A 13,969-nucleotide genomic window follows, 5' to 3' on the forward strand; every position below is an offset into this window, starting at 1 on the left:
AGACCCGTGAGTGTTGTTTCTGTCCCCGCAAGCGTGATCCTGTCGCGCGTGGATTGGACGAGGTTGGAAGCTGAGCACCACGCTCGTGCCGACGCCCTGACCGCCGGGCACCGCGAGCGGGCGTTGCGCGGTGAAACGCACCCGGTGTGGGACTTTCTGTTCACCTACTACTCGTACAAGCCCTCGGTGATGCGCAAGTGGCACCCGGGCGCGGGTGTTGCCCTCGCCGACGCGGGCGGCACGGATCGCGCCGACATGCGGTGGTATGTGACCCAGAGCGACGGAACCTCGCGGCTGGGTGTATCGTCGTTTCGCGAGTTGCGGGGTACGGGCGTGCAGCACGTGGCATCCCTGCTCCGAGCGACGACGACGCGCGCTGGTCGGTTTGATTGCTTTGGAATGCATGAGTGGGCGATGGTGTATCGGCAAGACGAGCACCGGCACCCGGTTCCGCTACGACTCGGGCAGGCAGGCACAGACGCCGTCGTCGAAGCCGCCGATCTCAAGTGCACCCACTACGACGCGTACCGCTTCTTCACCCCGGCGGCCGCACCCCGCAATGCAACGACGCCCACCAGGCAGCTCCAACTCATCATGGAGCAACCCGGTTGCCTCCACGCCGGCATGGATCTCTACAAGTGGGCTTTGAAGCTCGGCCCCGTGGTGTCGGGCGACATTCTGCTGGACGCGTTTGAACTCGCCTGTGACATCCGACTGCTCGACATGCAGGCCTCCCCCTACGACATCACGGCATGGGGCTACGACGCGGTGCCGGTCGAGACGGCGGCGGGTAAGGCCGAGTACGTGCGGCAGCAACGCGAATTTGCCGTGCGCGGCGAGGCTATTCGGGGCGCGCTGATTGCCGCGGTGACAACGTTTGAGGAGATGACATGACGACGGTAGACGAGGTAGTCGCCGAGCTCGACTCGATGCAAGACGCCAAGGCCCGTGCCGTAAATGAGCGCCATGGTGACGATCATGGCGTGAACCTGACGGCGCTTCGCGCGGTGGCCAAGCGCATCGGCATGAACCGTGACCTCGCAGGCGAGCTATGGCAAACGGACTACACGCCGGCGCGATTGGTCGCGCTCTTGATTAGCCGCCCGAAAGAGTACACCGCAGCCGAAATCGACGGCATGTTGCGTGAGTCGCGCACCCCAAAGACCACCGACTGGCTGGTCAACTACATCGCCAAGAAGTCGCCCCTCGCGCCCGAGTTGCGCGAGGCGTGGTTTGTGGACGCGGACCCGCACGTGCGCGCGGCAGGCTGGGCCTTGACCACCGACCGCGTGATCAAGAAGCCGGCCGGGCTTGACCTTGAGTCGCTATTGGATGACATCGAAGCCGAAATGGCCAGCGCCCCCGGCACCCTGCAGTGGAACATGAACGAGACGCTCGCCAACATCGGCATCTATCACCCGCATCTGCGCGCGCGAGCGCTCGATATTGGCGAGCGCCTCGAGGTACTCAAGGACTACCCGACGCCGCCGAACTGCACCTCGCCCTTCGCTCCCAGCTGGATCGCCGAGATCGTGCGTCGCCGCGAAGGCGCGAGCTAGCGAGGGCCAACTGCGCAACGAGAGGAGCCCGACACAATTGTCGGGCTCCTCTCGTCTTACGTCTTAGCGACCGCTCGGTGCGCCGCTCGGACGACCAGCGCGGCGACGCTGACCTGCGGGCCGCGCGCTGGCGTGCGAGCCGGCGGAACCATGACGCGGGTTTTCGCTGTGGTTGCGCTGTGCTGAGTTTTGACGGGCTGCACCCGAGTGGGTGCGTGCTGCGTCACCGTGACGTGCTCCGTCGCCGCGGCGAGGAGCATCACCGGCACGCGCGCCGTCGCGACGCGGGGCCTCGCCGTTACGCGAAGAATCTCCCGCCGAACGACCGTCGGCACGGTAGCGCTGCGATTCCTGACGCGGCGCGCCACCCGAGCGCTGGCGGCGCTGCTGCGCGGGCTCTGCATCACGGCTGTCGTCGCGGGCGCCACCTTCGCGACGTGCGCGCGGCGGGCGGGACGAGGTTCCGCCGCCGGCACGCTGCTCACGAGCCTGCCGTTTGCGCTGAGCGTTAGCACCCTGCGACTTGCCGGTCGGCGCGGTCTCCAGCGGCTTGTTGCCGACACCCCGGCCGCCAGCGCGCGGAGTCACGCGCGGAGCAACCTCGCCAACCAGCGCGGTCACCGGCGCCGAAGTGGCCGTTACGCGCTGCGGGGTGACCTGAATCTTGGCCTTCTTCAGCAGGTCGAGCGTGTCTTTGCGCTGCGCCTCAAGCATGAGCGTCACGACATCGCCGGAGTTGCCAGCACGGGCGGTGCGGCCGGAGCGGTGCAGGTATGCCTTGTGCTCGGCGGGCGGGTCAACGTGCACCACGAGGTCAACATCGTCAACGTGAACGCCACGCGCGGCAACATCGGTCGCGACCAGCACGCGAACCTCCCCTGAGGAGAAGGCGGCAAGGTTGCGATCGCGGGCAGCCTGGGAGAGGTTGCCGTGCAGGTCAACGGCCGGAATACCTGCCGCGGTGAGCTGCTTTGCGAGCTTCTTGGCCTGGTGCTTGGTGCGCATGAAGAAGACGCGGCGGGTCGAGCCGGAGGCGAGAGCCTTCACGATCTCGTTCTTCGCATCTTGATCTTCGATGGCAAACAGGTGGTGCGTCATGTCGACGACCGGGGCGTTTGCCTCGTCAACGGTGTGCTCGATCGGGTTGCGCAAGAAGCGCTTGACAATCTTGTCTACGCCGTTGTCGAGCGTGGCGGAGAACAGCAGGCGCTGCGCGTTGGGGGCGGTCGCCGCCATGATGCGGGTAACACCGGGCAAGAAGCCGAGGTCGGCCATGTGGTCGGCCTCATCGAGCACGCTGATCGTCACCTGGTCGAGGTGCGCGTAGCCCTGCTTCATGAGGTCTTCGAGTCGTCCGGGGCATGCCACGACGATGTCGACGCCATCGCGCAGCGCGTCTTCCTGACGCTTTTGCGAGACACCGCCGAAAATCGTGGTGACCTTGAGGCCCTCAGCCTTTGCGAGCGGTTCAATGGTCGCGGCAATCTGCGTTGCAAGTTCGCGCGTCGGCGACAGCACGAGACCGGCCGGGCGACGACCGCGACGCTTGTCACCGGCACGCAACGCACCGATGCGCGCCACGAGCGGAATGGCGAAGGCGAGCGTCTTGCCGGAACCGGTGCGTCCGCGGCCGAGAACGTCAGCGCCCGCGAGGGTGGAAGGAAGGGTCGACTCTTGAATCGGGAACGGCGTTGGGCGCCCCTCGGCGACGAGAGCGTCGACCATGGAGGCCGGAACACCGAGCTCGGCGAACGAGAGTGTGGTTTGGGTGGTCTGCGTAGACATGGGCTTTCTGAGCATGAGAACGCGACGGCGTCAATCACCGTCAGGCGGTGGAGCCAGCTCCGGCTCCGATCGCCGCGGTAGAAGAAGTCAATCAGCTCAGCGGCCAGACTCGGCGACACTTTTCGGGGTGAAAGCGTGCTACCGAACTAACTCACACTACCATCTTGAAACCGAACGACGGATGTGAGCGGGTTCAGGCGGTACGCTTGCTAGGTGAAGGAAACAGAAGACTCCGCTCCCCTGACTGACGAGGAACAGGTCACCTTCGCTGATCTCGGCCTCGATGGCCCCGTTCTTGCCGCGATCCGCGACCTTGGGTATGAACGACCCTCGGCGATTCAAGCGGCAACGATTCCCACGTTGCTGGCCGGCCGCGATGTGGTTGGTATGGCGCAAACCGGAACCGGCAAGACTGCCGCGTTCGCGTTGCCCATCATGCAACGCCTCGACCTCTCCCAGAAGACTCCGCAGGCGCTCGTGCTCGCGCCCACCCGTGAACTTGCACTGCAGGTTTCGGAGGCGTTCGAGGCATATGCCGCGCGCATGAAAAACGTTCACGTGCTGCCGGTTTACGGCGGCCAGGGCTACGGCGTGCAGCTGTCGGCCCTCCGCCGTGGCGTGCACATTGTCGTCGGTACCCCCGGCCGCATTATGGATCACCTCGACAAGGGCACCCTTGACCTGTCTGAGCTCAAGTACCTCGTGCTCGATGAGGCCGACGAGATGCTCAAGATGGGCTTTGTCGAAGACATTGAGACGATCCTGGCGGAGACTCCCGCCGACAAGCAGGTTGCACTGTTCTCGGCAACCATGCCCTCGCAGATTCGACGCATCTCCAAGAGCTACCTGCGCGATCCTGAAGAGATCACGGTCAAGTCGAAGACCACGACCAACACCAACATCACGCAGCGCTACGTCATCGTCTCGCACCAGCAGAAGCTGGATGCGCTCACCCGCATTCTTGAGGTCGAAAACTTCGACGGCATGATCATCTTCGTGCGCACCCGCGGCGAAACCGAGACGGTCGCCGAAAAGCTGCGCGCGCGGGGTTACTCCGCCGCCGCCATCAGTGGCGACGTTGCACAGGCACAGCGTGAGCGCACCGTCAACCAGCTCAAGAGCGGCAAACTCGACATTCTGGTTGCCACGGATGTTGCCGCGCGCGGCCTCGATGTGGAACGCATCAGCCACGTGGTGAACTTCGACATACCCACCGACACCGAGTCATACGTGCACCGCATTGGCCGCACGGGTCGTGCCGGCCGTACCGGTGACGCGATCAGCTTCGTCACACCGCGTGAGCGTTATCTGCTTGGCCACATCGAGAAGGCAACGCGCCAGCAGCCGGAGCAGATGCAGCTGCCGACGAGCGAAGACGTCAACAACACACGTCTTGCCCGCTTTGATGACTCCATCACGGCAGCGCTTTCCGAGAGCGAGCGGATGAACAAGTTCCGCGACATCATTGCGCACTATGTGCGCAACCACGATGTTCCGGAGGCGGATGTCGCCGCGGCTCTCGCGATCGTCGCTCAGGGCGACACTCCCCTGCTGCTTGACGAGGCCGAAGACGCTCGCATGCGGGACGAACTCGCCCGTGTTGAGGGTCGTGGCAAGAAGACTCGCGATCGCGACGGTAGCGAGCCGCGCCCACGTCGTGATCGCAGCTCGGGGGCCTTCACGGCGTACCGCATCGAAGTTGGCCGCCGTCACCGCGTGGAACCACGTCAAATCGTTGGCGCGCTGGCCAACGAGGGTGGTCTGGGACGTGACGACTTCGGCGCGATTTCGATCAAGCCGGACTTCTCGATTGTGGAACTGCCCACCACGCTGCCCGCCGGAACTCTTGACAAGCTGCGCGACACCCGCATCTCGGGCCGCCTGATTGAGATCAAGCCCGACCGTGGCCGTCCGGGCGGACGCCGTCGCGACGACGACGAGGGCGGCTACCGCAACGACCGTCCCCGTCGCGACGACCGCGATGGTTTCTCGCGCGGTGACCGGCCGCAACGCGATGATCGACCGCGTTACAGCGACCGAGCTGATGACCGGCCCGCGCGCAAGCCGCGACACAAGAACACCGACCGCTAGACGGTAGAGAGGCTCCCAAAAGATTGGGAGCCTCTCGCATTTGTCGGCGTGTAACTCGCCTTTCGTTGGGCGTCGCGAACTGATCCGTCTGCGCGCACCGGGGTATCAGGTTCCGCTTGTCGGGCGTATCGTTCGGTTATGAACGAACACCTGCACGGCGCAATGACCGAACAACACTTGCACACCGGTCCCGTGCCCACGACCACACATGCCGAATGGGGCGCAGGTCACCCCCGGCTGCTTGTGACGCGCGAGCCGGACGAACGATTCGTCTTTGACCTCACCGCCGATCTCACCACGATCGGCTCGTCGAGCGCATCCACCCTCGTTCTCACCGATATCGATCCGTCCCACGCCAGCATTCATCACGACGACCGTGACGAACACGTGCTGACGATGATTGGCGACGGAACCACCAATGCGAACCTTCACGTCGACCCCGTTTCGCGCGGCGAAGATAGTGAAATCATGCGCTCCGGCGCGCAGTTCACCGCCGGGCCCTGGCGCTTCGTGTTTCAACGAGATGAGTTCGCCGATCACGGACGCCCGCACGGGGGGCGTGAGGGTGGCTGGGCATCGTGGCAGAAGTCACAGCCGCCACGGCCAAGCTATGCCCATGGTGAAACGGAGGCACCGAAGCCCGCGTAGACCCGTGTCGGTGGTGGGCCGCGTCACGTAGGGCTCTGCGTGACGGTCAACAGTGCCGCCCGCATCAAGTTCTGCAGGATTCACGCCCGGTTCTGCAGGATTCACGCCCGGTTCTGCAAGATTCACGCCCGGTTCTGCAGGAAATCCTTCGTCCGAGCGACGGAAAACAGCGGAAATCGGGCAGGTCCGGCGAAATTTTCCTGCAGAACCCGAATGGTTCCTGCATAACCAGAGCCCGTTCCTGCACTATTTCGGGCGCATTGCGGGCGAGCGGAGCCACGGTGCCCGCGCACTCATCGAAGCTGACGACAGCGGAACCACGGTGCGTACTGGAACCACCGTGACAGAGCGCCCTGGAGGTGCGGGCGTAAACGAAGAAGAGCGCCTCGTGTGAGACGCTCTTCTTCTTGTTGGTGGATCTGAGGGGACTCGAACCCCTGACCCCCTGCATGCCATGCAGGTGCGCTACCAGCTGCGCCACAGACCCTCTGTTGCCCTTGCGAGGCAACTCATCTAGCGTACTACACGCCCGATGCTGGTTCTGACCAAATCAGGAATTTTCGACAGGATTTGGCAATTCAAACGGGATGGTTGGGCAGTCGTTCCAGAGGCGCTCGAGCGAGTAGTACATGCGCTCTTCCTCGTGGAAAACGTGCACGACAATGTCGCCGAAGTCTTCGAGAACCCAGCGTGCGTCGGCGCGTCCTTCGCGGCGGAGGCGCTTGTAGCCAGCCTCCAGCATCTTTTCTTCAACCTCGTCGGCGATGGCGGCAACCTGGCGTTCGTTGCGGCCGGTGACGATGATGAAGGCGTCGACAAACGGCAGGGGCTCTGACACGTCGAGTGCGACGATGTCGACGCCACCCTTTGCGTCGGCGGCGAGAGCGGCGATCGACACCATGTCGATCGTGGTTTGAGAGGTCGTCATTAGAACTTTCCGGTTGTTACGACATAAATGGTGAAGCCAATTGCCGCCAGCGAGAGAACACCCGCGGTGATGGCAAGCGCCACCACCAGCTTGCTGTTCTTTTCTGGTGCCGGCGGGCGAATCATCTCTACCGGCGTCTTGGCTTGGCTCACGGCCGCGGTGGCGGCGATGGGAGTTGGGGATGACTGCGGCGCAAGTTCACCGTCAATCAGTACGGCGTCGACGTCTTTTCCGTCGGCGACACCGGGGGCATGCCCCTGCGAGCCGAGGCCGTCGGGCAGGGAGAACGTTCCGGTCAGAATGACCTGGCCGGTAGACGTGACAGGCGCAGTGAGCGGCGTCAACGACATATCTTCGGGAAGAATCAGCATGCTCGCCGACCCTGAGCTACCAGACGATGTGGAACTGCGTACCAGCAGGTCATCGAAGCTGTCTTGCCCCAGCAGGTTGGCGCCAAACTCGGCGTGCACGGTGTGCTCGTCGTCGGCGGCGTCAGAATCGGTTGCCATCGTCGCGGCAATCGACTCACTCGCGCGGCTGGGGTTCGACATCGGAATCGCGTCCGTACCACCGGCTGAACGCGGCGCCCACGGCGATTCCGCGTCGCCTGCAGGTTCAGCATCAAACGTTGGCGCGTCCGTGGAGGCGTCGGTCGACGGTGCGGCGGCCGGCGCCTCATAAGCGGCGGGCGTCTCAACAGCGGCAGCAACGGGTTCCGGAACCACGGGAGCAGCGTCGGCGGTAACCTCGGGTGCCGAAGACGCGGCTTCGGGCGTGACGGCGGCGTGTGCCTCATCAGCGTCCGAAGCAGCCACCGACTCAGGCGCCGTCGCCGCAGACGCGGGCTCAGCCGTTTGATCGGAGACGACGGGCGTGCCGGCCTGGGGTGTGAGCACCGGGATGGAGTTGGTGCGAATTCGTTCTTGGTCGCGAGCCTGTCGGCGAGTGCGGGCACGCGCACCGAGATCGACGGAGGCGTCGGGTGCGGGCGCTGGCGCCTCGGCGATAGGCTCTGCCGCGCGCGGCAGGTGCGCTGCAGGCGCTGCGGGCGTTGGTGTCTGCTCAGCGGCAGGCGCCTCGGTGGTCTCTGATGGTTCCGGCTGCGCTGCAGCGTTTGCTGCGGCTTCTGCCGCCGCTTCTGGCGTGACGATGGGCGTTGCGCCCGTCATCCGAATCTCGCGTAGCTGACGGCGCGTCAGCTGCTGATCTGCATGCTGGTCGCTGGGTGTCATTCGGTGCTCCGATAAAGGTGATGCTTTGCAATGTATTGCACGACGCCATCAGGAACGAGATACCACACGGGGTGTCCTCTTCGCACTCGTTCGCGACAGTCGGTCGATGAAATTGCCATTGCGGGGATCTCTAATTGACTCACACGTTCGCTGGGAAGTCCTTCGGTGCTGAGGACATGACCCGGCCGTGAGACCGCGACGAAGTGGGCAAGATCCCACAGCTCGTCATGGTCGCGCCAACTGAGAATTTGGGCGACGGCGTCTGCTCCGGTGATGAAGAACAGCTCGGCGTCTGGGCGCTGTGCCGCAAGATCGCGCAACGTATCGATGGTGTAGGTCGGGCCCTCACGGTCGATGTCTACGCGGCTTACGGTGAATCGCGGGTTTGACGCGGTCGAGATCACGGTCATTTCATACCGGTGCTCTCGGTTGCTCACGCCTGGCTTCTGCCACGGTTGCCCCGTCGGCACGAAGACGACCTCGTCGAGGTCGAAGGAGTGAGCGGCCTCGCTCGCTGCTACCAGGTGACCGTGATGAATGGGGTCAAATGTTCCACCCATCACCCCGATGCGAGGAGGCCGCGACTGCGTCATCAAGAAAACCTAGTGACCCGATCCGTGGGCGTCGCCGCCGTGACGTGCGGCAAACTGCTCAGCCTTGGGTGCGTGGCGGTTGGCGACGTTTCGGTACGATGCCACAACCAGTGCGAGCACGCCGAAAATGGCGATCGCGATGATGAAGGCCGGGAAGGTCGACATCATGACAGCGAGCGGGTCGTGGCCGCCTTCTGCAGCGGTGGTGATGATCGCGGATGCGATGGTCATTGATAACTCCGATCGGGTGATCTCTGAGAGGTTGCTCTCAGTCTAGTTCGTTACGCGCGAACCTGCCCCGCGCCGCGCGCGAGCCACTTCGTGCTGGTCAGCTCGCTGAGCCCCATCGGGCCCCGAGCATGAAGTTTTTGGGTAGAGATTCCCACTTCGGCGCCAAAGCCGAACTCACCGCCATCGGTGAACCGCGTCGAGGCATTAACCATGACAACGGCCGAATCGACCTCGGCAAGAAAGCGCTCCGAGTTATGCAGATCGGTCGTAATAATCGACTCGGTGTGCCCGGTGGAGAACTCACGAATATGCGCGAGCGCGTCATCAAGGGTGTCAACAACCTTCATGGCGATATCTAGACCGAGGTATTCGGTGCTCCAGTCGGCGTCACTCGCGGCGACAACACCGGCGGCGAGCTGTTGCACCCGGGCGTCACCGTGCACCGTGACACCGCCGCGCTGCAGGTGCTCGACAACCGTCGGAATGAGGCGTTCGGCGGCGTCGCGATGCACCAGCACCGTCTCAACCGCGTTGCATACGCTCGGGCGCTGAATCTTGGCGTTCGCGACGATATCGCGTGCCCACTCCAGCGGTGCCGACGCGTCAAGCACGATGTGCACATTTCCGGCGCCGGTTTCGATAACCGGAACCGTCGATTCCGTCACCACCGTCTCAATAAGCGCGGCCGAACCGCGCGGCACGAGAACGTCAATGAATCCTCGCCCCTTCATGAGGGCGCGGGCGCCTTCGCGGCCGAAGTCGTCGACGGAACCAATAGCATCGGCCGTCACGCCGGCGGTTGCCAGCGCCTCACGCATCACGGCAACGAGTTCGGTGTTGCTGCTGCGCGCAGCGGAACCACCGCGCAGCAAGACGGCGTTGCCGGAACGAAGGGCGAGGGCCGCGATATCAACGGTCACATTCGGGCGCGCCTCATAGATGGCGCCGACGACGCCGAACGGCACCCGAACCTGCTCAAGCGCGACACCGTTGGGAAGACGGTGGCCGCCGATCACTTGCCCGACCGGATCAGGCAGCTTCGCGACATCGCGAACGGCGGCCGCCAGGTTCGCAATGCGCGTCTCATCCAACCGCAACCGGTCAAGGAGCCCGTCTCCGATGTTGTCGACCACTCCCCTGGCGAGATCGTCGGCATTGGCCGCAACGATTCGGGGCGTGGCTGCAATCAGTGCGTCGGCAATGGCATTCAGCACGTCGGCCTTCTCGGCGCTGGTCAGTCGCGCCGTGACGCGTGATGCGTCTTTGGCCGCGGCAAGGCGAGCGACGAGCTCATCGGGAAAGTTCTCGTTCACGCGTCAACCATATCGATGGCACCGGTAACCGTCTCGCGGTCCACATCGGCAGGTGAGAACCACGTGCCGATGTTCTCACCCCGCAGCGCCGCCGCGACATTATCGGCGCTGGTGACGAGCACACCGATGCCAGACGAGGCGGCCAAGCGGGCCGCCGAAACCTTCGTTGCTGCCCCGCCGGTTCCGACCGTGTTCACCACGGCAGAACCAAACTGCAGTTCCGACAGGTCATCATCGGGGTGAATCGTGTCGATCGGCTCAGCACCCTCCTCCTGCGGAGGCTTCGTGTAGAGCGATTCGATATCGCTCAACAGAATGAGGGCATCCGCGCCGATCAGGCGCGCGACGAGCGCCGCCAAGCGGTCATTGTCACCGAAGCGAATCTCGTGCGTCGCCACGGTGTCGTTCTCGTTGACGATCGGCAGAATGCGCAGGCCAAGGAGTCGTTCCATCGCGCGGCGAGCGTTCGATCGTGCGGTGGGGTTCTCGAGGTCGTGCGCCGTCAGGAGCACCTGGCCCGCGACAATGTGGAACGGACGAAGTGCCTCCTGGTAGCGGAACACCAGGACGTTTTGACCTACGGCCGCAGCAGCCTGCTGGGTTGCCAGGTCGGTGGGACGAGAGTCGAGGTTGAGGTAGGGCATTCCGGTCGCGATCGCTCCGGATGAAACCAGAGTGACCTCGATACCGGCGCGGTGCGCATCAGCAAGCGCGTGCACGAGCATGGGGATTCGCCACGACTCTTCACCAGAAATCGAAGACGAACCCACCTTGACAACAACGCGACGTGCCGTTGCGATGTCTGCTCGTGCCTGTGCGGTCATTCCGTCTCTTCCTCCGCGCTTGCCAACCGGCGCTCTTCCTCCAACGCACGCTCGAACGATCGCGCGTCCATCATCTTCTTGTACTGCTCGCGTCGCTGAGATGTGGTGCGGCGCGTGTTCGGGTCGACACGCGGATCGGATCCGCGCGGTGAGACCATGACTTCCGCGGCAGAGGACACCGACGGATCCCAGTCAAAGACGATTCCGTCGCCCTCACCGATGATGACCGTCGCGCCAGGCACGGCTCCCGCGCGGAACAGCGCGTTATCGATACCCAGTTTGTCGAGACGCTCGGCCAGGTAGCCAACAGCCTCGTCATTTTGGAAGTCGGTCTGCATGACCCAGCGCTCGGGCTTCTCGCCAATAATGCGGTAGTAGTTGCCGTAGCTACCGCCATCGATGCGAACGTAGAAGTCGCCCTCGCCCTTCGCCTTCGGCCGCAGCACGACGCGCTGTGGCGCCGGCTCTTGGGCGAGGGAGGCGCGGTGCTCGTCGACCAGCTCGGCAATGGCAAACGACAGTTCGCGAAGGCCGGTGTGGGCGATCGTGGAGATTTCGAAGACGCGGAACCCGCGCGCCTCAAGATCGCCGCGAACGAAGTCGGCGAGCTCTTTGGCGTCGGGAACATCGACCTTGTTCAGGGCGATGAGCTGCGGGCGGTCCAGGAGCGGCAGCTGACCCTCGGGCACCGGGTAGGCCGCAAGCTCAGCGAGGATGACGTCCAGGTCGCTGATCGGGTCGCGTCCCGGGTCAAGGGTGGCGCAGTCGAGAACGTGAACCAGCACGGAACAACGCTCAACGTGGCGCAGGAATTCGAGGCCGAGCCCGCGTCCTTCGCTTGCCCCTTCGATAAGGCCAGGAACGTCGGCGACGGTGTAGCGCGATTCGCCAGCCTGCACGACGCCCAGGTTGGGGTGCAGGGTGGTGAACGGATAGTCGGCGATCTTCGGACGCGCCGCAGACAGCGCAGCGATCAGGCTCGACTTACCGGCACTGGGAAACCCAACGAGCGCCACATCGGCGACCGTCTTGAGTTCCAAGACGACATCGCCGTCCCAGCCCGGGGTTCCGAGCAGGGCAAAGCCAGGCGCCTTACGCTTTTGCGTCGACAGCGCCGCGTTGCCGAGGCCACCCTGGCCGCCAGGAGCTGCCACAAAGCGCATTCCGGGCTCGACAAGGTCAACCAAGACCTCGCCGGAAGGATCTTTCACCACGGTGCCAACGGGAACCAAGAGCTCCAGGCTCTCCCCCGCTGCACCCGAACGGTGATCGCCCATACCAAAGCCGCCATTACCTGCGGTGCGGTGCGGGCCGTGGTGGTATGAGAGCAGCGTCGTGGTCTGCGGGTCAGCGACCAACACCACGTCGCCGCCATTACCGCCATTGCCCCCATCGGGGCCGGCCAGCGGCTTGAACTTCTCCCGGCGGACGGAAACGCAGCCGTTGCCGCCCTTGCCCGCGCGCAGGTGCAGCGTTACTTGGTCGACGAACGAAACCATTTTTACCTCCGGGTAAAGGGAAAGGGACGAGCCGAAGCCCGCCCCTGTCCTAAAGCTTGAGTGTTACTCAGCGACGATGTTGACGACCTTGCGGCCGCCCTTCGTGCCGAACTCGACAGCGCCCGCTGCAAGAGCGAAGAGCGTGTCATCGCCGCCACGACCGACGTTAGCGCCGGGGTGGAAGTGCGTGCCGCGCTGGCGGACGAGGATCTCGCCGGCGTTGACGGTCTGACCGCCGAAACGCTTCACGCCCAGGCGCTGAGCGTTGGAGTCACGACCGTTACGGGTGGAGCTTGCGCCCTTTTTGTGTGCCATCTCGTGTTTCTCCTTGGCTTACTTGATGCCGGTGACCTTGACGCGCGTCAGGTCCTGACGGTGGCCCTGGCGCTTCTTGTAACCGGTCTTGTTCTTGTACTTCTGGATGACGATCTTCGGGCCGCGGAGGTTGCCGAGAACCTCAGCGGTGACCTTAACCTTCGCCAGCTTGTCCGCGTCGGTCGTCACGGCTGCGCCGTCAACGAGCAGGACAGCGGGAAGCTCGATCTTCTCGCCCTGGGCTGCCTTGACCCGGTCGAGCTGCACGATGGTGCCAACTTCGACCTTCTCCTGACGGCCTCCGGCGCGCACAACTGCGTAAACCACTTCACACCTTGTTTCGTTAGGGAGCTGAATCGCTCCGAAATGTCGTAAAAGACTCTGCTTGCATCACCCAATAACTCGGGCCCTCACAAGGAGGTGGTGCGGCTGCAAGTCTTTCGACGCCGCCGGGGCGGACGACGCGGTATGCGCACCAAGGGTCTACTTTACCTGATACATGCCCCACCCGGCAAAACCGAGGTGGCGTGTCGCAGGCGACTCCCAGCGGCGCGCCCTGCGGAGCACCACCATTTCGCCGGTAGACCGACGCCGGGCCCCACGGAATGAGACCTAACATCTAATAGTGAGCATACTCGTCGATACGCCCCGTTGGCCTGCACACGGCCGGTTGTGGGCACATTTGGTTAGCGATGACAACCTCGATGAGCTTCATGCGTTTGCCGCCAGAAACGGAATCCCCCGACGAGGGTTCGATTTTGATCACTACGACGTGCCAGAAGAAATCCTGGAACAGTTGATCGCCGACGGCGCGTCGCTTGTCGATAGTCACGAGCTCACCCGCCGGTTGATCGCCTCCGGGCTGCGCGTGACAATGCGCGAGCGCCGCGGACGCTAAGCCGAGCCCTGGGCGGCCCCTCGAGCGACAGGGGGCGACAGCCGCACGTCAGG

General features: G+C 64.0%; 15 protein-coding genes and 1 tRNA gene. 5 read left to right on the top strand and 11 right to left on the bottom strand.

The features are described 5' to 3' along the window. Positions 1 to 6 precede the first annotated feature (6 nt). Positions 7 to 894 (top strand): 3-methyladenine DNA glycosylase, encoded by an 888-nt coding sequence (locus tag FVP60_RS01320; RefSeq protein ID WP_246132417.1) that lies wholly within the window; start codon positions 7 to 9, stop codon positions 892 to 894. Then, positions 891 to 1,559: a DNA alkylation repair protein gene (locus FVP60_RS01325; RefSeq protein ID WP_147824475.1), complete on the top strand. Its 669-nt coding sequence runs from the start codon at positions 891 to 893 to the stop codon at positions 1,557 to 1,559. Before FVP60_RS01320 ends, FVP60_RS01325 begins: the two co-directional genes overlap by 4 nt. 63 nt (positions 1,560 to 1,622) lie before the next feature. Here the strand turns inward: FVP60_RS01325 and FVP60_RS01330 are convergent, their stop codons facing one another. After that, positions 1,623 to 3,344: a DEAD/DEAH box helicase gene (locus FVP60_RS01330; RefSeq protein WP_147824476.1), complete on the bottom strand. Its 1,722-nt coding sequence runs from the start codon at positions 3,342 to 3,344 to the stop codon at positions 1,623 to 1,625. Positions 3,345 to 3,557: 213 nt separating this feature from the next. On the opposite strand from FVP60_RS01330, the gene FVP60_RS01335 reads away from it, so the two are divergent. After that, entirely contained in the window at positions 3,558 to 5,435 is a 1,878-nt protein-coding gene (locus FVP60_RS01335) for a DEAD/DEAH box helicase (protein WP_147824477.1), read from the top strand. A 138-nt stretch (positions 5,436 to 5,573) separates the two neighbouring features. Then, a complete protein-coding gene (locus tag FVP60_RS01340) occupies positions 5,574 to 6,083 on the top strand; it encodes an FHA domain-containing protein (RefSeq protein ID WP_246132418.1) in 510 nt (169 codons plus the stop codon). Between the two features lie 411 nt (positions 6,084 to 6,494). On the opposite strand, the gene FVP60_RS01345 is transcribed toward FVP60_RS01340, so the two are convergent. The 10 genes from FVP60_RS01345 to rplU all read right to left on the bottom strand — a co-directional run bounded on the left by FVP60_RS01345 (position 6,495) and on the right by rplU (position 13,345). Beyond that, positions 6,495 to 6,570 (bottom strand) — tRNA-Ala (locus FVP60_RS01345). A 63-nt stretch (positions 6,571 to 6,633) separates the two neighbouring features. Continuing rightward, a complete protein-coding gene (gene rsfS, locus FVP60_RS01350) occupies positions 6,634 to 7,011 on the bottom strand; it encodes a ribosome silencing factor (RefSeq protein ID WP_147824478.1) in 378 nt (125 codons plus the stop codon). Next, the gene (locus FVP60_RS01355) at positions 7,011 to 8,243 is read right to left on the bottom strand and encodes a hypothetical protein (protein WP_147824479.1); all 1,233 of its coding nucleotides are present in this window, start codon (positions 8,241 to 8,243) and stop codon (positions 7,011 to 7,013) included. Before FVP60_RS01355 ends, rsfS begins: the two co-directional genes overlap by 1 nt. Then, the gene (nadD, locus tag FVP60_RS01360) at positions 8,240 to 8,836 is read right to left on the bottom strand and encodes a nicotinate-nucleotide adenylyltransferase (RefSeq protein ID WP_147824480.1); all 597 of its coding nucleotides are present in this window, start codon (positions 8,834 to 8,836) and stop codon (positions 8,240 to 8,242) included. Before nadD ends, FVP60_RS01355 begins: the two co-directional genes overlap by 4 nt. Before the next feature lie 9 nt (positions 8,837 to 8,845). Next, positions 8,846 to 9,067 (bottom strand): hypothetical protein, encoded by a 222-nt coding sequence (locus tag FVP60_RS01365; protein ID WP_147824481.1) that lies wholly within the window; start codon positions 9,065 to 9,067, stop codon positions 8,846 to 8,848. A gap of 50 nt (positions 9,068 to 9,117) precedes the next feature. Beyond that, positions 9,118 to 10,380 carry a glutamate-5-semialdehyde dehydrogenase gene (locus tag FVP60_RS01370; RefSeq protein WP_147824482.1) on the bottom strand — a complete coding sequence of 421 codons (1,263 nt, stop codon included), beginning with the start codon at positions 10,378 to 10,380 and terminating at the stop codon, positions 9,118 to 9,120. Then, complete coding sequence (proB, locus tag FVP60_RS01375; protein ID WP_147824483.1) at positions 10,377 to 11,204, bottom strand: glutamate 5-kinase; 828 nt, start codon at positions 11,202 to 11,204, stop codon at positions 10,377 to 10,379. Before proB ends, FVP60_RS01370 begins: the two co-directional genes overlap by 4 nt. Continuing rightward, positions 11,201 to 12,703, bottom strand: a complete 1,503-nt coding sequence (gene obgE, locus FVP60_RS01380; RefSeq protein WP_147824484.1) for a GTPase ObgE — start codon at positions 12,701 to 12,703, stop codon at positions 11,201 to 11,203. Before obgE ends, proB begins: the two co-directional genes overlap by 4 nt. 63 nt (positions 12,704 to 12,766) lie before the next feature. After that, positions 12,767 to 13,018, bottom strand: coding sequence for a 50S ribosomal protein L27 (rpmA, locus tag FVP60_RS01385; protein WP_147824485.1), 252 nt, complete (start codon positions 13,016 to 13,018; stop codon positions 12,767 to 12,769). Between the two features lie 18 nt (positions 13,019 to 13,036). Then, positions 13,037 to 13,345 (bottom strand): 50S ribosomal protein L21, encoded by a 309-nt coding sequence (gene rplU, locus FVP60_RS01390; protein WP_147824486.1) that lies wholly within the window; start codon positions 13,343 to 13,345, stop codon positions 13,037 to 13,039. A 298-nt stretch (positions 13,346 to 13,643) separates the two neighbouring features. Between rplU and FVP60_RS01395 the strand changes: the two genes are divergently transcribed. Continuing rightward, positions 13,644 to 13,916 carry a DUF4031 domain-containing protein gene (locus FVP60_RS01395; protein WP_147824487.1) on the top strand — a complete coding sequence of 91 codons (273 nt, stop codon included), beginning with the start codon at positions 13,644 to 13,646 and terminating at the stop codon, positions 13,914 to 13,916. Positions 13,917 to 13,969 lie beyond the last annotated feature (53 nt).

This window comes from Microbacterium mitrae, from assembly GCF_008017445.1.
Taxonomy (GTDB): domain Bacteria; phylum Actinomycetota; class Actinomycetes; order Actinomycetales; family Microbacteriaceae; genus Microbacterium; species Microbacterium mitrae.

Coding starts and splice junctions, on each gene's coding strand:
- FVP60_RS01325 (WP_147824475.1), top strand. CDS start 891: ATGACGACGGTAGACGAGGTAGTCGCCGAGCTCGACTCGATGCAAGAC.
- FVP60_RS01330 (WP_147824476.1), bottom strand. CDS start 3,344: ATGTCTACGCAGACCACCCAAACCACACTCTCGTTCGCCGAGCTCGGT.
- FVP60_RS01340 (WP_246132418.1), top strand. CDS start 5,574: ATGAACGAACACCTGCACGGCGCAATGACCGAACAACACTTGCACACC.
- rsfS (WP_147824478.1), bottom strand. CDS start 7,011: ATGACGACCTCTCAAACCACGATCGACATGGTGTCGATCGCCGCTCTC.
- FVP60_RS01355 (WP_147824479.1), bottom strand. CDS start 8,243: ATGACACCCAGCGACCAGCATGCAGATCAGCAGCTGACGCGCCGTCAG.
- nadD (WP_147824480.1), bottom strand. CDS start 8,836: ATGACGCAGTCGCGGCCTCCTCGCATCGGGGTGATGGGTGGAACATTT.
- FVP60_RS01365 (WP_147824481.1), bottom strand. CDS start 9,067: ATGACCATCGCATCCGCGATCATCACCACCGCTGCAGAAGGCGGCCAC.
- proB (WP_147824483.1), bottom strand. CDS start 11,204: ATGACCGCACAGGCACGAGCAGACATCGCAACGGCACGTCGCGTTGTT.
- obgE (WP_147824484.1), bottom strand. CDS start 12,703: ATGGTTTCGTTCGTCGACCAAGTAACGCTGCACCTGCGCGCGGGCAAG.
- rpmA (WP_147824485.1), bottom strand. CDS start 13,018: ATGGCACACAAAAAGGGCGCAAGCTCCACCCGTAACGGTCGTGACTCC.